The organism is Bradyrhizobium sp. NBAIM03 (assembly GCF_020194055.1).
In the GTDB taxonomy this organism is placed as follows: Bacteria; Pseudomonadota; Alphaproteobacteria; order Rhizobiales; family Xanthobacteraceae; genus Bradyrhizobium; species Bradyrhizobium yuanmingense.
On the sequence record NZ_JADYVS010000005.1, the window covers coordinates 21,664 to 43,698 of the forward strand.

The 22,035-nt window shown below is 65.4% G+C and carries 14 protein-coding genes; 5 read left to right on the top strand and 9 right to left on the bottom strand.

The genetic code is table 11. The features are described from left to right. Positions 1–3: 3 nt before the first annotated feature. A complete protein-coding gene (locus I6F21_RS08935) occupies positions 4–1,185 on the bottom strand; it encodes an HlyD family secretion protein (RefSeq protein WP_225140883.1) in 1,182 nt (393 codons plus the stop codon). 204 nt (positions 1,186–1,389) lie between these two features. On the opposite strand from I6F21_RS08935, the gene I6F21_RS08940 reads away from it, so the two are divergent. Both I6F21_RS08940 and I6F21_RS08945 read left to right on the top strand, forming a co-directional pair. Next, on the top strand, positions 1,390–2,301 hold the full coding sequence (locus I6F21_RS08940; RefSeq protein WP_035997299.1) for a LysR family transcriptional regulator: 912 nt from the start codon (positions 1,390–1,392) through the stop codon (positions 2,299–2,301). A gap of 321 nt (positions 2,302–2,622) precedes the next feature. Beyond that, the gene (locus tag I6F21_RS08945) at positions 2,623–3,642 is read left to right on the top strand and encodes a DUF3616 domain-containing protein (RefSeq protein WP_225183031.1); all 1,020 of its coding nucleotides are present in this window, start codon (positions 2,623–2,625) and stop codon (positions 3,640–3,642) included. An 81-nt stretch (positions 3,643–3,723) separates the two neighbouring features. On the opposite strand, the gene iaaH is transcribed toward I6F21_RS08945, so the two are convergent. Together iaaH and I6F21_RS08955 are read right to left on the bottom strand one after the other, a co-directional pair. Next, complete coding sequence (gene iaaH / locus I6F21_RS08950; RefSeq protein ID WP_036021070.1) at positions 3,724–5,145, bottom strand: indoleacetamide hydrolase; 1,422 nt, start codon at positions 5,143–5,145, stop codon at positions 3,724–3,726. Positions 5,146–5,213: 68 nt separating this feature from the next. After that, the gene (locus I6F21_RS08955; RefSeq protein WP_225183032.1) at positions 5,214–8,663 is read right to left on the bottom strand and encodes an indolepyruvate ferredoxin oxidoreductase family protein; all 3,450 of its coding nucleotides are present in this window, start codon (positions 8,661–8,663) and stop codon (positions 5,214–5,216) included. Between the two features lie 152 nt (positions 8,664–8,815). Here I6F21_RS08955 and I6F21_RS08960 point away from each other — a divergent pair, with 152 nt between their 5' ends. After that, complete coding sequence (locus tag I6F21_RS08960; RefSeq protein ID WP_225126576.1) at positions 8,816–9,271, top strand: Lrp/AsnC family transcriptional regulator; 456 nt, start codon at positions 8,816–8,818, stop codon at positions 9,269–9,271. A 243-nt stretch (positions 9,272–9,514) separates the two neighbouring features. After that, a complete protein-coding gene (locus I6F21_RS08965) occupies positions 9,515–13,621 on the top strand; it encodes a GAF domain-containing protein (protein WP_225183033.1) in 4,107 nt (1,368 codons plus the stop codon). Here I6F21_RS08965 and I6F21_RS08970 read toward each other — a convergent pair. The 5 genes from I6F21_RS08970 to I6F21_RS08990 all read right to left on the bottom strand — a co-directional run bounded on the left by I6F21_RS08970 (position 13,595) and on the right by I6F21_RS08990 (position 19,437). Next, positions 13,595–13,936 carry a hypothetical protein gene (locus tag I6F21_RS08970; protein ID WP_225183034.1) on the bottom strand — a complete coding sequence of 114 codons (342 nt, stop codon included), beginning with the start codon at positions 13,934–13,936 and terminating at the stop codon, positions 13,595–13,597. The genes I6F21_RS08965 and I6F21_RS08970 overlap by 27 nt on opposite strands. Before the next feature lie 225 nt (positions 13,937–14,161). Beyond that, entirely contained in the window at positions 14,162–15,154 is a 993-nt protein-coding gene (galE, locus tag I6F21_RS08975; protein ID WP_225126571.1) for a UDP-glucose 4-epimerase GalE, read from the bottom strand. A gap of 19 nt (positions 15,155–15,173) precedes the next feature. After that, positions 15,174–15,977, bottom strand: coding sequence for a WecB/TagA/CpsF family glycosyltransferase (locus I6F21_RS08980; RefSeq protein WP_035997366.1), 804 nt, complete (start codon positions 15,975–15,977; stop codon positions 15,174–15,176). After that, positions 15,970–18,345: a Wzz/FepE/Etk N-terminal domain-containing protein gene (locus I6F21_RS08985; RefSeq protein WP_225183035.1), complete on the bottom strand. Its 2,376-nt coding sequence runs from the start codon at positions 18,343–18,345 to the stop codon at positions 15,970–15,972. Before I6F21_RS08985 ends, I6F21_RS08980 begins: the two co-directional genes overlap by 8 nt. A 291-nt stretch (positions 18,346–18,636) precedes the next feature. Beyond that, positions 18,637–19,437 carry a class I SAM-dependent methyltransferase gene (locus tag I6F21_RS08990; protein ID WP_109142329.1) on the bottom strand — a complete coding sequence of 267 codons (801 nt, stop codon included), beginning with the start codon at positions 19,435–19,437 and terminating at the stop codon, positions 18,637–18,639. Positions 19,438–19,759: 322 nt separating this feature from the next. Here I6F21_RS08990 and I6F21_RS08995 point away from each other — a divergent pair, with 322 nt between their 5' ends. Continuing rightward, positions 19,760–20,788 (top strand): glycosyltransferase, encoded by a 1,029-nt coding sequence (locus I6F21_RS08995; RefSeq protein WP_035997377.1) that lies wholly within the window; start codon positions 19,760–19,762, stop codon positions 20,786–20,788. A gap of 11 nt (positions 20,789–20,799) precedes the next feature. Here the strand turns inward: I6F21_RS08995 and I6F21_RS09000 are convergent, their stop codons facing one another. After that, positions 20,800–21,786: a glycosyltransferase gene (locus I6F21_RS09000; protein ID WP_225152861.1), complete on the bottom strand. Its 987-nt coding sequence runs from the start codon at positions 21,784–21,786 to the stop codon at positions 20,800–20,802. Positions 21,787–22,035: the final 249 nt, after the last annotated feature.

Here is a 22,035-nt window from a genome sequence, read left to right on the forward strand (position 1 = left end):
GCTTCAACCCCCATTCGCGCGGGACGTATTGTCGGCAAGGCGCTTGGCCGTCTCGCGCTCGGCCAGCACCGTCTGTTTGGTGTCGACGGTCGGTACCGCGGACATGCCGGGCCGTAGCAAGCCGGTGAGGCTGTGGTCGTCGAGGACGATCTTCACCGGAACGCGCTGCACGATCTTGGTGAAATTGCCGGTGGCGTTGTCGGGCGGCAGCAGCGCGAATTCGAGCCCGCTCGCCGGCGACAGGCTGTCGACATGGCCGCGCAGGGTGGTGTTGCGGAAGCTGTCGACGTGCAACTCGACCGGCTGGCCCGGCCGCACATGCGTGAGCTGGGTCTCCTTGAAATTGGCGACGACGTAGACGGCGTCGAGCGGCACCACCGCCATCAATTGCGTGCCGGCCTGCACGTATTGGCCGACACGCAAGCTGCGGGCGCCGACCGTGCCGTCCACAGGCGCGGTGATCTCGGTATAGGACAGGTTCAGCGCCGCCTGCTGCGCGACCGCGCGGGCGCGTTCGAGCTGGGCGGTGGCCTGAGCGCGCTGGGTGGTGAGCACGTCGACCTTGCGCTGCGCGGCGACGAGGCCGGACTTGGCATGCTGCAATTGCGCGCTGCTGGCGCGCAGCGCCGCGTCGGTCTGCTGCGCGCGCTGGATCGTGCCGGAGCCCGACTTCATGAGGTCGTCGTAGCGGACGCGCTCCTCCTGCGCGAATTTCAGATTGGCTTCTGCAGCTGCGACGTCGGCGGTGCTCTGTTCGATGATCGGCTGCTGCAGTTCGAGCTGGGCGTCGATGTTGCGGACCGAGGCTTCGCCGGCGGCGACGTCGGCTTTCGCCTGATCGAGCGCCGCCTTGAAATCGCGGTCGTCGATCTTGGCCAGCAGCTGGCCCGCCCGAACCTTCTCATTGTCGCCGACCAGCACCTTGGCGATGTAGCCGGAGACCTTCGGCGCGACGATCGTGGAGTCCGCCTTCACATAGGCGTCGTCGGTGGATTCGAGGTAGCGGCCGTTGGTCCAGTAATCGTGTCCGTAGTAGGCCATGGTTGCAGTGCCTGCGAGCAGCGCGAGCACCAAGGCCGCGCGCCGGACCCTGTTCCGGGCTGGCATAGCGGGCGGCGCCTTGGCGTAATCGCGCGTGATTTCAGTGGCTTGCTGGAAGGTCTCGGCGCGGGGCATTTCGGACATTGCAGTCTCCTGTCGGCTCGCTGAGACTATCGGTCTTGCTGGCCCGGATGATAATCGGCTAGATTCTGGAAGGATTATCCATTCAAGGTGGATAATCTGAGCGGTCACCCTGGTTCGTGATGTCTACCGGGTCAGGCGAGCGGCTACGCCAGCGCGATTGCCGCGCGATTGCTGCTGAGGCGCACATCCCAGTCAAGGAAAGCCATGGATCGATTGACCAGCCTCGAAGTGTTCAGCCGGGTGGTCGAGACCGGCGGCTTCTCCGCAGCAGCCCGCAAGCTCAACATGTCGACCACCATGGTGAGCAATCACGTGCAGGCATTGGAAGACCGGCTCGGGGTGCGGCTGCTTCACCGCACCACGCGCAAGGTCAATCTGACCGAGATCGGGAAGGCCTATTACGACCGCTGCGTCCAGATTCTCGCCGATATCGAACAGGCCGACGACATCGCGAGCGAATTGCAGTCGGTGCCGCGCGGCACGCTGCGCATTCACGTCGCCACGCACATGGTGCCGTTCGTCGCGCCGATTGCGGCCAAACTGCTGTCGACCTATCCGGAGCTCAAGATCGATCTGCGCATGGGCGAGGCCGAGGTCGACCTCATCGAAGAAGGCTATGACGTTGCCCTGCGCATGACACAGCCACCGGATTCAAGCCTGATCGTGCGCAGCCTTGCCACCTGGCGCCACGTGCTGTGCTGCTCCCACGATTACATCGAGAAGCACGGCCGGGTGCAGAAGCTCGACGAGCTCACCGGGCACAATTGTGGTCGGCACTTGAACTATCCGTTCGGCGACGAATGGCGCTTCCTCGATCGCAAGGGCACGCCGGCCTCGGTGCGCGTCTCCGGCAGCTTCGTCACCAATAGCGGAGAAGCGCTGCGCGAGGTCGCGCTGGAGGGCGCCGCAATCTGCCTGATGGCGGGGTTCCTCATTCAGGATGATCTCGAAGCCGGCCGCCTCGTGCGCCTGTTGCCGGAATATCGGACGGTCGAGCTCTCCATGAACGCGGTCTATCCGCATCGTCATCATCTGTCGGCGAAAGTGAGGACCTTCATCGACCTGCTCGTGCACCACAGCGCCGAGCAGCAGAAGCTGATCAACCCGTATTCATGAGACCTTTCGCCGCCGGCTCCACGTGCGGCAGAAAGCGTGTTGACAACGCCGAGTTGTCTGCAACAATACAACCTGAGATATGAATGATGTATTTGGGGCCGAGGCAATCGGTTCGATCCCTTTTTTGATACGACGTTTCGTCCAGGCCAGGTTTCTAGCTTCTCCTCTTCCATCTGTTGCTCTTCCATGTTTGACGGATCGACCGGCGGCAAGCCGGTCAACGTTCGCTTGCGTGAGAGCTTCGCAAGGGATTGGCGGCATCATCCTGTGATGGAGCTGGATGGCTTGGTCTGGCCCGACTGCCGCTCTAGGGAGGCTTCGATGACCATTGCCAGAACAGGATGGATTGCGACTTTGCTGCTCGGCCTCGTGATGGCGGGTGGCGTGCAGCCTTCTCCTGCTGCGGCCGACGATGCGTGGCCGGTCAAGAACAAGCTGATCGGCAAGGACGGAGGCAAGTCGAAGGATGTCAGCGGCATCGCCTGCACGACCGCTGATGGGTTTCCCCGTTCGTGCCTCGTTATCGACGACAATCTCCAGGGCGCTCAATTCATCGAATTGACCGACGGCAAGCTCGTCGCCGGCAGCCCCGTGAAGTTGATCGACAACACGTTCAATGGCAAGGCGCTCGAACTTGATGGCGAGGGCGTCGCCTTCTCCAAAGGGCAGTATTACGTCATCGGCTCGCATGGCCATCCGCGGGACAAGGACCACAAGCTCGACCCCAAGAAAGATGCCGATAAGATTCGGGCGAGGATTGCCGCAAGCAGCCAGATCGTTCGGTTCCGCACGACGGGGGCAGATGGCAATGCGTCGGGCATCGAGCGTACAGGGCAATTGCGAGAGGTCATCGCGGCCGAACCTGCGCTTCTCGAGTTCATGGATATCAGGCTGGAGAAGAACGGCTTGACCATCGAGGGCCTGGCGATCAAGGACGATCGGACGTTGCTCGCGGGATTCCGGGGCCCCGTCTTGAACGACAATCGCGCCGTCGTCCTGTCGGTAGAGATAGACGCGCTGTTCGGTGATCGAAAAAGCACGACTCACCGGCTGTTCCGACTTCCGCTCGGTGACAACAGGGGTGTACGCGATCTCGCCGCGTTCGGCGATCGCACCCTCATCCTGGCCGGTCCTGTTGCGGACGGGCCGGGAGCCTACGCAATATATTCTTGGGACGGAGCGTCCGAGACCGTACGGCTATTGAAGGAACTCCCGTTCGATCCAAAGCGAAAGCCGGAGGGACTACTGCCGCTGGGCGCGACTTCCGCCGGATTGCGCGTCCTGATCATATTCGACAGCGATAAGGAAGGTACGCCCACCCCCATCGAAATACCACGATGAACGGGATCGGACCTCCCCTCGCCTTGTCCGGCCGGCCGAACGAACGAGGCGCCACCTTCCATCATTTCCGGAGGGAGTCCGTCAGCGAGCCGGTGGCGGCAAGCGGCCGAACGCAGCCTCGAGCGCCATGCCGATCGCGAGCAGGCGGGAATCGCTACCAGCGGGGCCATCGAGCTCAAGCCCGATCGGCAATCTGCTGCTGGCACCGAGCGCGATCGGGATCTGGATGCCGGGAATCCCGGCATTGCTGCCGGGGTCCGTGTTCTGAATGAACAGGCCGAAATTCTCGAGGCTGCTGGACTCCGGATTGGAGGGGATGGCGACGCGCGGCGTGGTCGGGAAGGCGATCGCATCGAGCCGGTTGTCGGCAAAGCTCCTGGTGTACAGCGCCTGCAGCGCGGGGCGCGCAATCTCGATCGCGGCGTCGTAGATCGGCTTGGCGTCGACCAGGGTGCCGTCGGGACCAGGCAGCTTGCGCGGGATCACCAAGCCGTCATAGGTGCCCTTCACATCGGCGCTGGCGATCTGCTCCGCCAATGCCGCGATGGAGAGGCCGGTGCCGGTGTGCCTGAGATAGGCGACCAGATCGTCATAGGCCTCGTACAGCGCGACGGGAAAGCTGACCTGGGCGTCGAGCTCTGCCAGTTGCGGCATCTCGATCCCGACGACCGTGACGCCTTGCACCTTCATTTTCGCGACGGCTTCCTGGAACGCGGCCTCGGTGTCGGCATCGAGATTGGCCAGCATCGATCTCGCGAGGCCGACGCGGACCTGCGTCAGATCCGCCGGCGCAAGCGCATCGCCACCGGCGATGACGCGGTCGAGCAGCGCGACATCCGCCATGGTCGCAGCCATCGGGCCTGCGGTATCGCGGGTGTGCGAGATCGGTGCGATGCCGTCTTGCGGGTAGCGGCCGACCGTCGGGCGCAGCGAGGCGCATCCGTTCAGGGCGGCAGGCACCCGCACCGATCCGCCGGTGTCCGTGCCGAGCCCGCCGGCGACGATCCGTGCGCCAATCGCCGCCCCCGTGCCTGACGAGGAGCCGCCGGCGATCAAAGTGCGATCATAGGCGTTGCGCACGCCATACTCGGCGCCGGTCTTGAACGCGGTGTTGTAGCCGGAGATGCCGAAGGCGAGCTCGTGCATGCTGGTCTTGCCGATGATGACCGCCCCGGCATCGCGCAGCTTTGTCACGACAGGCGCGTCGGCCTTCGGAATGTAATCCTTCAGCGCCGGTGTGCCGGCGCTGCAGGGCAGTCCCGCGACCTCGATATTGTCCTTGATCACGATAGGTACGCCGCCGAGCGGCTTTGTCTTGTCGCCTGCCGCGTCGAACGCGGCCGCGGCCTTCAAGGCGCCGGCTTCGTCCAGGGTGACAAAGGCATTGAGCTCGGCGTTGGCCTTGGCACGGGCCAGGGCTTCCCGGGTGAGTGCGGTGCTCGTGAATGTCCCGGCGGCGAGGCCGGCCGCGGCCTCCGTCAGTGTCAACTGGTCGAAATCCATGATGCATCACCCGATTGCAGGAGGCCATCAGAGCGCCCCTTAGAGGCTGAAGCGTCCGCGGCGCCGCGTCAACCGGTGGCGTGCATCCTTGCCGGCGATGGCGTGTCCAGTTCGGCGAGCAGCCGCTCGACTTCGGCCTTCACCTTCAAAATCGCGATGTCCTTCACCGGGCCATAGCCGCGGATATCCATCGGGCCTTTGGCGATCGCCACGAGATTTGGCAGATGCGCCGCATCGAGCTCGCCCAGCATCCGATCGACCAGGCCTTCATACCAGGCGATCAGTTCACGCTCGGCGCGCCGTTCCGCGGTGTAGCCGAACGGATCGAACGGCGTTCCACGCAGTGCTTTCAAGCGCGCGAGCATGGCCAGAGGCACCTGAATCCACTGGCCGAAGGCGCGTTTGCGCGGACGTCCCCGTGCATCGCGCCGCGACTTCAGAAACGGCGGGGCGAGGTGGTACTGGATGCTGAAGCCGTCCTCGAATTCACGCTTCAGCTCGTCGAGAAAGCCGCTTCGCATGTGCAGCCGCGCCACCTCGTACTCGTCCTTGTAGGCCATCAGCTTGAACAGGCCGCGAGAGACCGCCTCGGTCAGCGCCTGGCTGTTCAGCTTGGCCTCGGCATTGCGGACCTTTCCGACCATCGCCCGGTAGCGCGCCGCGTAGGCGTCGTCCTGATAGGTCGTGAGGAACTCGGCGCGCCGGGCAATGATCTGGTCGAGCGTCTCGGCTTCAGGTGCCTTGTCCGAGGTCGGCAGAAAATCCGGATCGGCAGCGGCGATCCGGCCCCAGGCAAAGGCCTGCTTGTTGCGCTCGACCGCGACGCCGTTGAGCTCGATCGCGCGGAGCAGCGCCTGCAGCGAAACAGGGACGAGACCGCGCTGCCAGGCAAAGCCCAGCATGATGATGTTGGCGTAGACGGCATCGCCGAGCAGGCGCTCGGCCAGCGCATTGGCATTGAACCTGTCGAGATTGTGCTCGCCGATGACCTGACCGATTGCGCGCAGGCGGCTTGGCGCAGCGAGATCGGCGTCGCGGAAGCGGACCACGTCGCCGGTCGGCATTTCCGCGGTGTTGACGGCGGCACGGGTGCCGCGGCGATATGTGCCTGATGCCTTGGGCGAGGAGCTGACGACGAGGTCGCAGCCGATCAGCGCATCGGCCGCGCCCTGGTCGATGCGAACCTGGTGCAGCGCCTCGGGGCTCGCGGCCAGGCGAATGTAGCTCAGCACAGGCCCGAATTTCTGCGCAAAGCCGGTGAAGTCGAGCACCGAAACGCCGCGGCGTTCCAGATGCGCGCCCATGCCGATCAGCGCGCCGACGGTGATCACGCCGGTGCCGCCGACGCCGGTCACCAAGAGATCGTAGGGCCGCTCGAGCGTTGCGGGCGCGGGCAGGGGTAGTGTGGCGGCGCGGTCGGCCGCGTCGATATGGCTCGCGCTCTTCTTCCGCCGCGTCGCGCCTTCGACCGTGACAAAGCTCGGGCAGAAGCCGTTGAGGCAGGAAAAATCCTTGTTGCAGGCCGACAGATTGATCTGCCGCTTGCGGCCGAACGGCGTCTCCTTCGGCTCGACGCTGAGGCAGTTGGATTCGACCGAGCAGTCGCCGCAGCCTTCGCAGACGAGGTCGTTGATGTAGGCGAAGCGCTTGGGATCGGCCATCTGCCCGCGCTTGCGCCGGCGCCGCTTCTCGGTGGCGCAGGTCTGCTGGTAGATCAGCACCGAGACGCCGGGAACCTCGCGCAGCTCGCGCTGCACGGCATCCATCTCCTCACGCGGATGGATGGTCACGCCGGATGGCAGGTCGGCCGGCCTGAATTGCGCGGGATCGTCCGACACCAGGGCGATGCGCTCGACACCTTCGGCGCGGACGCTGTGGGCGATGGCATGGACGCTGACGGGCCCATCGACCGGCTGGCCGCCGGTCATGGCGACCGCGTCGTTGAACAGGACCTTGTAGGTGATGTTGGCCCTGGCCGCGATCGCCTGCCGGATCGCCATCGAGCCGGAATGGTAGTAGGTGCCTTCGCCGAGATTCTGGAACACGTGCTTGCGGCCGGTGAATCGCGATGAAGCAGCCCAGTTCACGCCCTCGCCGCCCATTTGGATCAGCGAGGAGGTCTCGCGGTCCATCCAGCTCGCCATGAAGTGACAGCCGATGCCGGCGAGCGCCTTCGATCCTTCCGGCACTTTGGTCGAGGTGTTGTGCGGACATCCCGAGCAGAAATAGGGCGTGCGCGTCGCGCCGCTGACATTGATCGTGCGCGCGGCCTCCGGCATCAGGGCGGCCGCGCGCGCGGCGAGATTGAGACCCGGAAACATCGGATCGAGCCGGCGCGCGAGCACGTTCGCGAGCGCGCGAGGCGACAATTCGCCGATCCAGGAGATCAGCCGTGCGCCGGTTTCGTCGTGCTTGCCGACCATGCGCTCGGGCTTGCTGCCGGGATAATCGTAAAAATACTCCTTGAACTGGCTCTCGATGATGCCGCGCTTCTCCTCGACCACCAGGATCTCGCGCTTGCCTCTCACGAACTCCATCGCGTCGTGCAGCGCCAGCGGCCAGACCATCCCGACCTTGTAGACGTCGATGCCGAGGCGGCGGCAGGCGGCTTCATCGAGGCCCATCAGCCGCAGGGCTTCCATCAGGTCGAGATGCGCCTTGCCGGTGGTGACGATGCCGTAGGTGGCGCTGGGGATATCGTAGATGTGCCGGTCGATCGGGTTGGCCTTGGCAAAGGCGTAGACCGCGTGCTTCTTCGCTTCCAGCCGTTCCTCGATCTGCGGGCCCGGCAAATCGGGCCAGCGATAGTGCAGGCCGCCCGGCGGCGGCGTGAAGTCTGGCGTGCGGAAGAGGCGCGGCGGGCGGAGCGCGACGGAGGCGCCCGATTCCACGATCTCGGAGATCGCCTTGAAGCCGACCCACATGCCGGAGAAGCGGCTCAGCGCGTAGCCATATTCGCCGAACGCCAGATATTCGCCGACGTCCGAGGGGTGCAGCGTCGGCATGAACCAGCTCATGAAGGCGACGTCGGACTGGTGCGGCATCGAGGAGGAGACGCAGCCATGGTCGTCGCCGGCGACCACCAGCACGCCGCCATGCGGCGAGGAGCCATAAGCGTTGCCGTGCTTGAGCGCATCGCCGGACCGATCGACGCCCGGGCCCTTGCCGTACCAGAGCCCGAACACGCCATCGACCTCGCGGTCGCCTTGCGTCTCGACCTGTTGCGAGCCGAGTACAGCTGTCGCCGCGAGGTCCTCGTTCACGGCGGGAAGGAATTCGATGCGGTCCTGCTTGAGCCGCTGCTGGATGCGCCAGAGCTCGAGATCGATGCCACCGAGCGGCGAGCCGCGATAGCCGGAGATGAAGCCGGCGGTGTTGAGCCCGGCCGCACGGTCTCGTCGCGCCTGGTCGAGTGCGATGCGGACGATGGCCTGCGTGCCCGTGAGGAAGACGCGGCCCTCCTCGCGCTCATAGCGATCGGAGAGCTCGTACGTGTCGATTGACGGAATGGCGTCCATGGCGGACCTCGCGCGGCATCCTGCCCAGTGCTGGAAGGTTATGCCCGGGCCGCTGGTAGGTCTTACCTATTTATCCCTTCTGTTATGGAAATCCGGTAGAATTTTGCATGCAGGCGCCCAATCTGGTAGATCTGCTCGAATCGGAGCCTCCCATGATCGAAGAGCAGGACACCCGCATTCTCGCCCATCTCCAGCGAGATGGCCGCGCCACCAATCAGCAACTCGCCGACGGGGTCGGCATGTCCACCTCGGCCTGCTGGCGGCGGGTGCGCGCGCTGGAGGAGAGCGGCGTCATCCAGGGCTATGCGGCGCTGGTCGCGCGCGAGCAGGCGGGCTTTGCGATGTCCGCCATCCTCCACGTCTCGCTGGAGCGGCACGATGCGAAGTTCGTCGATGAATTCGTGGCGAGGGTCACCAAGCGCCGCGAGGTGCTGGAGTGTTTTGCGACCACCGGGGACGCCGATTATCATTTGCGCGTCGTCGTGCAGGACATGGCGGCCTACAACCGCTTCCTCGACGAGTTCATGTTCCGCATCCCCGGCATCCGCTACGTCCGCAGCAACGTGGTGCTGAAGGAGATCAAGACCAGCGTGGCGCTGCCGTTTTGAAGGAGGTGCTACGGCACCGCGATATCAACCTCCCGTAAACCAACACGGGCTGCAAAGTGGTAACTGAACATGCCATTCGTAGGCGGTTCGGCGTCGCAGCGGTATTCCGGTCAGTTTTGTCGCGCTCGTTCGCAGCTCGTTCACTTTGATCGACGGTTTGCGCCGCGCAATAACGACCACTTAGGCGATCGCCGCGCATAAAGGCCCGGGATAAATAGGCAGAAATGCCCGGGAGCTGAGATCGTGCCGACGACACTCGCGCGCACCTTTGCGGCGTTGAGCGCCATCAATGAAGCGATCCTGTACGCGAGATCGCCGGAGGAGCTGTACCAGAAGGTCTGCGACGCCGGGTTTTCGAGCGGGGATTTTCTGGCCGTTGCCGTTTTCCTGGTCGAGCCGGACGGCCGAAGGCTGCGCTACGCGGCCGGTTGTGGCGATGACGTTGCGCGGCTCCGCTCGATCGTGATCACGACGGAAGCCGGCACGCCAGAAGGAGCCGGCGTCGGCGGCGAGGCGTTTCGCGATCAGAAGCTGTGCGTCAGCAACGACTATCTGAACGATCCGCGCTCGCTGGCGTGGCGCGAAGGCGCCGCCAAGGCGCATATCGGTGCGGCCGCGGCGCTGCCGCTGCTCTGCAATGGCAAGAGCGTCGGCGTATTGTATGTGACGCGGAGCGAGGCCAACTCGCTGAACGAGCAGATGGTGTCACTGTTCGAGCGCATGTCGGCGAACATTTCCTACGCGTTGGACAATTTCGCCCGTGAGACCGCGCGGCAGACCAGCGAGCGGGCGACGCGGCGCCTCAACCGCATGTTCGGCGCCATCAGCGCCACCAACGAAGCTATCCTGCGCGCCAAGACCGAGCGGGAGCTATACCAGCTCGTGTGCGACGCTTCGGTCCACAGCGGCAAGTCGCTGGCGACCATCGTGCTGCTTCGCGAGCCGGACTCGCACTGGATGAAGCCTGTCGCCGCCACCGGGCAGAACCTCGATCTCGTCACCCAGGCACGCTATTCAGTCGATCCGGACAATCCTTACGGCAAGGGTATCTCGGGCGAGGTGTTCCGGACGCAGAAAGCCATTGTCGAGGACGATCTCGCCAGCCGCACCAGGGGCACGCCGTGGGAGCAGGCCAACGTCAACACCGGCGTCGCCGCCTGCGTGGTCGCGCCGTTGATCAGGCACGGCGAGAGCGTCGGCGTGCTGCTGTTCTTCATCAGCCGGTCCTGGGCCAAAGACGAGGAGATCGTCGCGCTGCTGCTGCGCATGGCCGAGAACGTCTCCTTCGCGATCGAGAATTTCGGCCGCGAGGCCGAGAAAGCCCGGATCTCCGCCGAAGAAGAGTGCCTGGCGCGCATGTATGCAGCGCTCAGCGCCACCAACGAGGCGATCCTGCGGGCACGGTCGCGGGCTGAGCTGTTCGACCTCGTCTGCGAGGCGACCGCAACGGGAGCAAAGTTCACCTCAGCCACCGTCGCGCTGGTCGACGATCGGACCGGGCTGCTGCGCGTCGTCGCCTGCTACGGCCCGAATGCGGATCAGGTTCGCAACTTCACGTTCTCCACCTCCGACCAGGTGCCCGAAGGGCGCGGCTTGACCGGCACCGCGTTTCGCACGCGCCAGCCCGCCGTCAGCAACGACGTGCTCGCCGACGACCGCATTGCGCCCTGGCAGGCCAGCGCCCGCCGCACCGGCATCGCATCCTCCGCGGCCTTGCCGCTGTTCAACGGCGACCGGGTCGAGGGCGTCTTTCTGTTCAACTCCCCGGAGCGCGGCACCTTCACGCCGGAGCTCGTCGAGCTGCTGCGCAAGCTTCAGGCCAACGTCGCCTTCGCGCTCGAAAGCTTCGACCGTGCCGATGAGAAGGCGCGGGCGGACAAGCAGCGCAATCGTCTGAGCGGAATGTTCGAGGCGCTGAGCGCAACCAACGAAGCCATCATGCGCGCCAAGACGCGCGAGGAGTTGTTCGACGCGGCCTGCCAGGCGGCCGTGCTCGGCGACGTGTTCGCCTCGGCGACGATCGGCATCATCGACGAAGCACGCGAACTCGTCCGCGTCGTTGCCGTCAAGGGACGCTTGCAGGAGCGCATGAGCGGGCGTACCTGCATCATTTCCGCCGACCATCCCGAGGGCCAGGGCATCATCGGCACCTCGCTGCGGACGTGCCGGCCCAGTGTGATGAACGATTATCTGAACGAGCCGCGCTCCGCATATTGGCGCGCGCAGGCCATCGAGGATGGAACGCGGGCTGCGGCGAGCTTCCCGCTTCTGAGAGCGGGACGGGAACCGGTCGGCATTCTGCTCTTCCTCGCACCGGAAGAGAATACGTTCACGCCCGATCTGGTCGAGCTGCTCGGGCGGCTCGCGGAGAACGTCTCCTTCGCACTCGACAATTTCGAGCGCGCCGAGGAGAAGGCCCGCACCGAAGCGCAGAAGGAGCGCCTGACGCGCATGTTCGCGGCCCTGAGCGCGACCAACGAGGCGATCATGCGCGCGAAGTCGCGGGCCGAGCTGTTCGACCTCGTCTGCCTTGCGGCGTCGAACGGCGCCAAGTTCACCTCGACCACGATCGCGCTGGCAAGGGCCGGCAGTGATCGGCTGGAAATCGTAGCGAGCGCGGGCCCGTCCGCCGACACCACCCGTAATGTGCGGCTCTCCGTCGATCCGGAGCGGCCCGAAGGACGTGGGATGAGCGGCACGGCGTTCCGCACGCGCCAGCCCTGCATCAGCAACGACTATCTCAACGACGACCGCGTGAGCGCCTTCCACGCCATCGTGCGCGGCGACGGCGCGCGGTCGGGGGCCGCGTTTCCGCTGATCGCGCATGACCACGCGGTCGGCGTCATGATCTACATGTCCACCGAACCGGCGACCTTCACGCCCGAATTCGTCGACCTGCTGCAGCGCCTCGCCGACAACGTCTCCTTCGCGATGGAGAATTTCGATCGCGCCGACGAGAAGAACAAGGCCGACGAGCGCATCGAATACCTCGCCTCGCATGACAGCCTGACCGACCTGCCGAACCGCGAGACCTTCAATGCCCTGCTGCGCGAGGCGATCGATGCGGCGCAACGCCACGATCACCGATTTGCGGTGCTGTTCATTGACCTCGACCGCTTCAAGGTCATCAACGATTCGCTGGGTCACGAGGCCGGCGACCTGCTCCTGCTCGAGGTGGCGAACCGCCTGCGCGGCGCCCTGCGGGCGAGCGACGTGGTCGCGCGCCTCGGCGGCGACGAGTTCGTGGTGATCCTCGACCAGTGCGGCGAGATCGAGGACGTCCAGCGCATCGCCACCGGGCTGCTCGCCGCGCTCGCCGAGCCCATGCAGCTGGCCGGCCACGAGTGCCATTCCACCGCCTCGATCGGCATCGCGATGTATCCGGCCAACGGCTCCGACGCGCAGACGCTGACCAAGAACGCCGACATGGCGATGTACCTCGCCAAGGAGGACGGCAAGAACGGCTATCGCTTCTTCTCCAACGAGGTGAAGACGCAGTCGATCGAGCGGCTGTCGCTGGAGAGCGCGCTGCGCCGCGCGCTGGAGCGCGAGCAGTTCTCGCTCAACTACCAGCCCAAGGTGGACATGGCGACGGGTCAGATCACGGGCGTCGAGGCGCTACTGCGCTGGGCGCATCCTGATCTCGGCAACGTCTCGCCGGCACAGTTCATTCCGCTTGCGGAGGAAACCGGGCTGATCGTGCCGATCGGCCGCTGGGTGCTGAAAGAGGCCTGCGCGCAGGCCATGGCCTGGCAGCGCCGCGGCCTGCTGCCGCTGTCGATGGCGGTCAACCTGTCGCCGCGGCAGTTTGCCGACGAGCATCTGTTGCAGGACGTGGACGAGGCGCTGGCGGCCTCCGGCATGTCGCCCGTGCTGCTCCAGCTCGAGGTCACCGAGAGCATGATGATGCGCAATGTCGGCCGCGCGCTGAAGGTGCTCGACTCCATCCAGAGCCGCGGCATCCGTCTCGCCATCGACGATTTCGGCACCGGCTATTCGTCGATGTCGCTGATGAAGCACTTCCCGATCGACACGATCAAGATCGACCGCTCCTTCGTGCGCGACCTGCCGCAGGATTCGGAGGATCAGGCCATCGCGCAGGCGATCATCAGCATGGGCAAGGCCCTCGGCATGACCGTCGTCGCCGAAGGCGTCGAGAACGCCGAGCAGGAGGCATTCCTGCGCGCCCATGGCTGCGACGAGATGCAGGGCTTCCTGATCTCCAAGCCGCTGCCGGGGCGGCAGATGGGCGAGCTGCTGCGGCCCATGGCGCTGCCCGTCGCGCCGCCGCTCCAGCCGGAAGTGGCCGACGAAGACGCAGGCTCAGGGCTGAAACGCGCTGTCGTCTGACGGCTGCGGGTGCAGCTCGCGCACCTCGTGCTCTTCCCCCTCGGCCTTGCTCGGAAAGTCCTGGGGACCGGTCAGTGACGTCTGCTCGGTGAACAGCGCGAGAATGGCGCGTGCGCCCTCGGCGAAGCTCGTCCCTTCGCTCACGTTCAACGCGCAGCAGCTTGTTGCGCTCATCGGCTCCTGGTCGTCGACCACGGCCATCGCGGGCCCCCACCACCAGGCGGGCGCGGGCGAACGCTCGTTCTGCGGCACCACATGCCAGCGGACGAACTCCTCCATCACGCGCTCGAATTCCAGGCGGGCAGCCTGATGCATGTGGTCGATGCTCCCGGAATCGCGTCCGACGACGGGTCGACACGCTGACTAGATCGTCACGTCGCTCGGAAAAATCGGCTCGTGCAAGCGAACCGAACCATGAAAGGCCGACATGGCCGTCGGCAATGCGGATCGCGCGGCTGTCGGCAATGTGCCGGCGCAGCCGCGACAAGTCATTCTAGCCGCTGCAGGGCACGGCAAGCAAGCGATCGGAGCCGCGATTGCCTAACGCGGCCTGAACGGATGCGCCTTCTGATGCCAGGCCCAGGCCGTGCGGACGATCGTCGGTAGGTCGGAGTGACGCGGAACGAAGTTCAGCACCTTTCTTGCAGCAGAGGGATCGGCGACCAGAAAGGTGGGATCGCCGGCGCGGCGCGGCTTGATCGTGTGCGGCACCTCGCGCCCGGTCTCCTGCCTGATGGCGTCGAGGATCTCGCGCACGGAAAAGCCGGAGCCGGTGCCGAGATTGAAGCTGCCGCCGGCATGGCCTTGCTCCAAGAGCCTCAAGGCCGCCACATGCGCCGCCGCAAGGTCCGTGACATGGATGTAGTCGCGGATCGCGGTGCCGTCGGGCGTGTCGTAATCGTCGCCGAACACCGCGAACTCGACATGGCCCTGAAGCGCCATCATCGCGCGGGGAATGAGGTGGGTTTCGTTGTCGCGCAGCTCGCCGATGCCACCGGCCGGATCGGCGCCGCTGGCGTTGAAATAGCGCAGGCAGAACGCGCCGAAGCCATAGGCCGTGCGGTAGTCGGCGAGCATGCGCTCGATCATCAATTTCGACGCGCCGTAAGGATTGATCGGCGCGCAAGGAAAGTCTTCCGGCAGCGCCTTGGAATCGGCGTTACCGTAGACGGCGCCGGTCGAGGAGAACACGATGCGATGGCAGCCCGCGTTGCGCATCGCCTGCAGCAGCGACAGCGTGCCCTGGACGTTGTTGATGTAATATTTCTGCGGGTCGGACATGGATTCCCCGACGAGGCTCGCCGCCGCGAAATGCATCACCGCCGTGATCTTGTGGTCGGCGAAGGCGCGCGCCAGCGCCGTGCCGTCGAGCAGATCGCCCGTCACCAGCGGGCCCGATACGAAGCTGCGATGACCTGTCGAGAGATTGTCATAAACGACGGGCTGATAGCCGGCGGCGGACAATGCACGGCAGGCATGCGAGCCAATATAGCCAGCGCCCCCGGTGACGAGGACGGTCGGTCGGTCGGTCATGTCGTATTCTGCTCTTCTCTTAACGGAGGGGCCGGTTGCGGCTGAAGAGAAGATAGAGCGCGCGGGGGTTGGTGGTCAAATAACGCCAGAGCAGACGGCGCGGCTCGAGCAAGGTGCGCCAGGCCCATTCGAGCCCGATCTTCTGCATCCATTGCGGCGCGCGGGAACGACTGCCTGACAAGAAGTTGAACAATCCGCCGGATGTCTTGATGACGCCAACATTGGTCAGATGCGGCGTGAATTCCTTCACGAATGCCTGTTCGTTGGGCACACCGAGCGCGACCCACAGATAGTCCGGTGCCAGGGCGTTGATCTCCTCGACCTTGGCACGCAGCGCCTCGCCGCGCAGATAGCCGTGGCTGTGCCCGACGATCTTGAGATGTGGATACATTTTCTGGACGTTCGCGACCGCCGCGGCGTTCTCGGCCTCGCTTGCGCCGAACATGTAGAAGGTGCGGCCGGCGGCTTCGGCCTTGCGCGCGACGACGTGGAACAGGTCCGTGGTTGCGACGCGCTCCGGCAGCGGGAACCAGGATTGCAGCTTTGAAGCGGCGACCAGCGGCTGTCCGTCGGCGTTGATCAAATCGGCGGCACGGAACAGCTGCTCGGTCTGCGGCTCGGTCGAGCAGCGCGCCAGCACCTCGCCATTGGCCGAGGTCAGGAACAGCGGACGGCCGATACGATGGTCGGGATTCGTCGCCTCGATCATGAAATCGGCGGTCTCTTCCAGGTCGATCGCGGCCATGCGAAGTCCGCCGACGGTGATTCTCGGCACCTCGGCAGTTGCTGCCCGTCCGTCGAGGTTGACGCGGCGCTCAAGCATATTGTCTGCCTCGCTGGCGCGTTTGCATTGCAGGGGTGAGCTCGTCGAGCACGACGCCGACGAGCTTGCGCTCGGCCGGGCCGAGCGCGGCTAGGATCTCTTCCAGGCTGTCGTTGATGTCGAGGCTGGTCGGCAGCACGGCCACCAGCGAGTCGACGTCCTCAAGCAGCTTGCGGCCGCCGGCCGCGAGCGGAATGGCCGGGCCGTCGAGGATCACGAGATCATAGCCGCCCGCGGAATGGGCCTGCACAATCGCCTTGTGGATGGCATCGGCGGCTTTGCCGGCGTCGCCGTCGGCGGCCGGCAGCACCGAGATGCCGTTTACCGTCTTGATCTCGCGCGCGTCCTTGCTGCCGATCGAGAGCCAGCCGAGCCTGCTCGGCTCGCTCTTGCCGGGACGGATGACCCTGTTCGTGAGCGAGCGCGCCTGATGGTCGGCATCGATCATCAGCACGCGGGCGCCGTCGCGTGCGGCCGCCAGCGCGAAGTTCAGCGCGGCCACGCTGCGGCCGCTGGTCTTGCCGGTGCCGACGAGCGCGACGACCGGGATCGCCTTGCCGCCGGCGCGCCGCGTTACCGCGGCGCGCATGTCGCGCCAGGCGTTGAGCAAGCTCGTCATGGGAAAGCCGGGGCGCAGCGTCGGCCAACCCAGCCGCGTGAGATCGACGCCGCCGCCGGTGGGAAGTATGGCGCCGAGCGTATGGATGACGTCGGCCTCCTGGAAGCGTGCGATCAGCGGCTTCTCGATCATTGGTTGCTCGACCATCGAAGGCTGCAGCGGGGGCGCGGCGAGCTCCGGCATCGACGGCGCAGCTTCAGGAGCGCGCGGGGCCTGGCGCGGCTGAGCAACCTCTGCAGCGCGCGGGAGCTCTGGTGCTCGGGACGCCTGCGGCGCTGGCGAGCGCTCACGCCGGGCGGGTGTCGGCGTTGCGGGCGCGGCTGCACCGGCGAAAAGCAAATCTGCCACGACGAACCAGCTCGACGCCGCGATCGCCCCGAAGATGAAGCCGATCATGGCGAACAGGCTCATGGCCGGCGGGAACGAGCGCCGCTGCGGCACAGTCGCCTCGCCGATGACGCGGGCGGCCGAGGTGTTCAGGCTCTCCTGCTCCTCGGTCTCGCGGGAGCGCTTGAGAAAGGATTGATAGACGTCACGGCTTGCGTCGGCCTCGCGCTCGAGCTCGCGCAGGCGCACGGCGGCCTGGCTGAGCTGAACGCTCTGCCGCTTCTGCGCTTCCAGCGCGCGGTTGAGCGAGGCCTCGAAGTCGCGGGCGCGCGTCAGATCGTTCTTGGCGGACTGGGCGAAGCGGTCGATCTCCTCGTTGATGGTGCGCTTGAGGTCCTCGACCTGCTTCTCGGTCTGGCGCAGCGCCGGATGGCGCGGGCCGAGCTCACCGGCCTGCTCCGCATATTTCTTCCGGGCGTCGGCATATTGCGCGCGCAAATTCGCAATGGTCGGCGATTGCAGCGCCTCCGGAATCGCGCCGGCATCGGCAGCGGTGCGGCGGCTCGCCTCGATCTGGTCGAGCCGCGCCTGCGCGTCCATCGTCGCCGCGCGGGCCGCGGAAAGCCGCTGGTTGCTGGCGGAGAGCTGCTGATCGCTGATCAGCGCATCCTGCGTGCCGACGAAATTGTTCTGGGCCTTGTAGGTCGCCAGCGCGGTCTCGGCGTTACGCAGCCGGTCGCGCAGCTCCTTCAGGCGGCTGGAGAGATCGTTGGTGGCGCGCCGTGCCGCCGAAGCCTGCGACTTGCGGGATTCGGAGAGATAGGCATTGGTCAGCGTGTTGGCGAGCATCGCAGCCTTGGCGGGATCCGTCGACCAGACCTCGATGTCGACGATGAAGCTCTTCTCGGTTTTGCGGATCGCGATGTGCTTGTTCAACGCATCGAGCGCCGCGAGCTCCACTTCCCTCTTCTCCGCAGCGGAGGGCGCGCGCGGTTGCAGGCCGATCAGGCCGAGCAGCGACGACATCCGGCTCCCAGCCTCGCCGCCTCCGAATTCCGGATCCTTGTCGAGGCCGGCCTGCTGGATCACCTGGAGCAGCACGCTGTTGGAGGTGATCAGGCGCGCCTGGCTCTCCACCACCATGGCCATGCCGGTGACGTCCTGGGCCCGGGGCGTGAGCTCGCGGTCGACGAGCTGAAGCTCGCGCGGGTCGACATAGAGCTGAGCGGTGGCGGTGTAGCGGGGCGTCACGCTCTTGCCGATCGTGACGGCAAGCGCCGCACCGAGCAGGGCGGCCGCGGCGATCGCGACCTTCCGCCGCCAGAGCAGATTGGCGAGCTCCAGCACGTTGAAGCCGGCCTGAGGCTTCCGTTGCGCGGCCTCCGGTCTGGCTCGATCGATCGGCTGGCTATAATCAAGCATGATCCCCAGCTTTCATTCCAAGTGCCGCGGGCTGAGGGGTTACTCTTCGCTTTACGCCACGCACCCGGGATATAGGTGCCCAATCAACGCAACAGGGAAAATTAACCATACTCATTGAGGGACTATTCACCGAAATGGCAAACAAAGCGTTTAAGCGCATGCCATCCCTTGGCGCGTCCCTATGACGCCCGCGATACCCGCCGCTTCCAGGAATTAACGGTTCGTTACCGCGCGCAGCATGGCTGCGAGCCGTCGTTTTTCCGTTGATGGGCCGCGCACGTGCCATCGCCGTCAGATCCTCCGAAGGATGACGTGATAGTCGCCGCGGCGGACGTCGGTGCCGCGCGGCAGCACGGCGTTGAGCACCGCGGCCCCGGCGTCGACCAGGGCCGCAAACAGCGGCTTGCGCCGGCGCATCTCGGGATAGCGCGGACTCTCGACCTCACGACGATAGATCATCTCAAGGCCGTTGGCGGCCGCGAATGCTTCCAGCCGCGGCAACGTCACCAAGGGATGGAAGAACGTCGGGAACGGCGGCTCGCCCGGCAGGCCGGCGTCCTTGATGCCGCGGATGTGCCGGTAGAACCAGACGTGAAACCAGTGCGGCGAATATTTGGTGACGAACCCGGAGAGCGAGCGCGGATTCGGTGCGCCGATCAGGATCATCCCGCCGCGCCTCAGCGCATCGCGGAAGTTCAAGAGCGCGGCGTCGACATGGGGCAAGTGCTCGATCACGTTGTAGCAGATCACGAGATCGAAGGTCTCGCGGGCGAAGCTGTAGGTCTGGACGTCGCCGAGGATCGCCTCGTCGGCGTAGGTGTTGTTGCGGACCTGGTCCTCGTCGATGTCGACCACGGTGACCTTGCTGCGGCTCAGCAATTCCGGTGGCAGAACGCTGCACGAGCCGCCGCCCGCCTCATAGATCGCGAGGCGGCCCTGCGGCAGCTCGCGGCACAGCACGTCGTGGACGGCGAGCAGGCTGTCGCGGGCTTCGCCCGGAACGAGATCATGGAGCGCCTCGGCATATGGTGCAGCCGCGGGGAATTGGATCGCCGTGGCTGTCGCGAAATCGATCGGGGCTGGCTTGTTCATGGATTCTGACCGCGCTTGTTCTATTCAAATTTACAGGAAAAAATGCGCCTGCCCGAAGAGCAAATCCGATGCCGCACCGTCTCACCGGTCGCAGTGCTTACGGCCCGGTTAATGCGCATGCGCATTAACTACGGTATTGTTCATGTTGGAGCGTTGTCGGCGCATGGACCGCCAATTGCAGCACGACGCGCGGCGAACTTGGTGGCTATGTGCCGCGCGGCAGCCGTTCATTTTGAAACGCATCTGTCCCGCGGCGATGTGCCGTCGTGGGACGCGCGATCGAAGCAGGGATTCTTCAATACATCTCGGACATCTAGATCTCATGACATTGATCCCGACAGACCTGTCTGCGGCCCGGATCGCGGATGCCGTGCGCGATCCCAACCGGGAGATCGTGGCGAGCTCTCGCGTCATCGACCTGTCGGTCGGCATCGTCGTCTGCGTTCCATGCTTCCGTCGTCCGCAACACCTGCGCCTGACGCTGGAGTCGCTCGCGAACCAGCGCACCCCGCGTTCCTTTGCCGTCGTCATGGTCGAGAACGATGCGGTGCGGCGCGAAAGCGCGCCGGTTGCCGCGGAGTTCTTGGCCGATGGGAGGCTTCAGGGCGTCTGCCTGATCGAGAAGCGACAGGGAAATTGCCAGGCGATCAATGCTGCCTTCGAGACGGCGCAGCAGCTGTTTCCCGCCGCCACCCGTTTCCTGATGATCGACGACGACGAGATCGCATCAAGCGACTGGCTCGAACTGATGGTCCGCACCGCGGAGGCGACCGGCGCCGAAGTGGTTGGCGGGCCGGTGCTGCCGGTCTTCGACGACGACAGCAAGCCCTGGCTTTCGCGTCATCCCGCCTTCTGTCCCGCCTACGACTACAGCGGTGCGGTGCCGCTGATCTACGGCTGCGGCAATTGCCTGATCACGCGGGCCGCCTTCGAGCGGTTCGACCGTCCCGCGTTCGACCTGCGCTTCAATTTTCTTGGCGGCGGCGATTGTGATTTCTTCGTGCGGTGCCGTGACGCCGGTATGCTGTTCCACTGGACGGCGGAGGCCGTCATCACCGAGACCGTGCCGCGTAGCCGCACCAGCCTCGGCTGGATCGCAAAGCGCGGCTTGCGCATCGGCGCGATCAATTATCGTGTGCAGTACAAAGCCGCCCCGAGCGCAGCAGCGCGGGCGCGGGTGTTTGCGCAGATGCTGGGCCGCTTGCCGCTGTCGCTGCTTCGCGCCGCCGCCTTGTTGCCGTCGTCGAAAGCCGTCGTCGCGATGCATCCCGTGATGGTTGCGTTTGGCGCCGCCCTGGCGGCCCTCGGCCTCGAGCCGAAGCCTTACGAGGCCTCGAAGATCGCGTCCTGACGCGGCGAGGATTAGATACCGAAACGGGCGAGGGCGACCCGGATTGCCGAGCGTGGCAGCGATTTGAGCGACTGCCGGCCGATCATCGCGAGATAAGCGAACGCCTGGCGATACCTGCCGAAGCGGACCGCTTGCATCGCCGAGTAGGTGACGAGATGAATCTCGGCGGCAAGGCGCAGCCCGGCTGTCATGTGCTCGGGCAATCTCGCCAGGATCAATCCGTCATCGAACACCCGCGCGATGGCCGGGAAGAAGTCCTTCGGCGTCCGGATCGCGGCGTTCATGGTGTTGGTGGTGTGAAGACGATAATCGAGCAACAGCTCTGGCGCGAACGCGAACTCCCCGATCGCAGCGAGGCGGCACCAGCAATGCCAGTCCTCGCAATATTTGAGGGACGTATCGAAGCCGCCGATGGCGCGGAAAGCTTCCGCGCGTGCGAGCGCGATGCCGCCATTGACGATGAAATTGCCGGCGGCGAGCCGCGTCAGCACGTCTCCGGACGGCTTCCGGCGCCCCTTCAAGAGGCCGCGCCGGCCGATCTGGCGGCCTTCGCTGTCGATCGTGTTGTAATCGCCATAGACGAGGACGGCGCGCGGCGCGCTACGCGCTGCAGCGAGCAGCGCCGCTACCGCGCCGGGGCGCAGGCGGTCGTCGGCATCGAGGAAGAGCAACCACTCGCCGCTTGCCTGTCTTGCGCCGAGATTGCGTGCGGCCGATACGCCCGCGGAATCGTTGTGGAACAAGTGCAGCCGCGGGTCACGCATGCCGCGGACGATCGCAACGGTTTCGTCGTCCGAGCCGTCGTCCACGACGATCACCTCGGTCACCTCGCGCTGCGCCAGAGCGCTGGCAAGCGTTTCGCCGACATAGGCCGCAACGTTCTTGGCCGGAATGACGACCGATACCGGTGTGGTCGAGCCGACCTGAAGCGGCAAGCGCGCCGGCGCTGCCGCGCGGGAGGCGGCTGGCAGTTCGAGAACCTCTTCGGCGGTGATCAAGCTACGGCTCGCCTTTAATGATCCGTTAACCAGGACCGCATGTGCCGCGCTGGTAACGCTGGCGATCTGCAAGTCCGGCGTGCGCGCATGATACTCGCATTCCGCTCGAACCGTTGCCGAGAAGGGCCGTGTGCCGCCGGTTTCGTAGAATAACGTTAAGCCGCTGGCATTAAGCCTGTGGCAAATTTGGAAGAGTGCGGCGGACTGCCTCGTGCGAGAATGCGCATCGGACTGCCGCGGATGGAATCC

Coding starts and splice junctions, on each gene's coding strand:
- I6F21_RS08935 (WP_225140883.1), bottom strand. CDS start 1,185: ATGTCCGAAATGCCCCGCGCCGAGACCTTCCAGCAAGCCACTGAAATC.
- I6F21_RS08940 (WP_035997299.1), top strand. CDS start 1,390: ATGGATCGATTGACCAGCCTCGAAGTGTTCAGCCGGGTGGTCGAGACC.
- I6F21_RS08945 (WP_225183031.1), top strand. CDS start 2,623: ATGACCATTGCCAGAACAGGATGGATTGCGACTTTGCTGCTCGGCCTC.
- iaaH (WP_036021070.1), bottom strand. CDS start 5,145: ATGGATTTCGACCAGTTGACACTGACGGAGGCCGCGGCCGGCCTCGCC.
- I6F21_RS08955 (WP_225183032.1), bottom strand. CDS start 8,663: ATGGACGCCATTCCGTCAATCGACACGTACGAGCTCTCCGATCGCTAT.
- I6F21_RS08960 (WP_225126576.1), top strand. CDS start 8,816: ATGATCGAAGAGCAGGACACCCGCATTCTCGCCCATCTCCAGCGAGAT.
- I6F21_RS08970 (WP_225183034.1), bottom strand. CDS start 13,936: ATGCATCAGGCTGCCCGCCTGGAATTCGAGCGCGTGATGGAGGAGTTC.
- galE (WP_225126571.1), bottom strand. CDS start 15,154: ATGACCGACCGACCGACCGTCCTCGTCACCGGGGGCGCTGGCTATATT.
- I6F21_RS08980 (WP_035997366.1), bottom strand. CDS start 15,977: ATGCTTGAGCGCCGCGTCAACCTCGACGGACGGGCAGCAACTGCCGAG.
- I6F21_RS08985 (WP_225183035.1), bottom strand. CDS start 18,345: ATGCTTGATTATAGCCAGCCGATCGATCGAGCCAGACCGGAGGCCGCG.
- I6F21_RS08990 (WP_109142329.1), bottom strand. CDS start 19,437: ATGAACAAGCCAGCCCCGATCGATTTCGCGACAGCCACGGCGATCCAA.
- I6F21_RS08995 (WP_035997377.1), top strand. CDS start 19,760: ATGACATTGATCCCGACAGACCTGTCTGCGGCCCGGATCGCGGATGCC.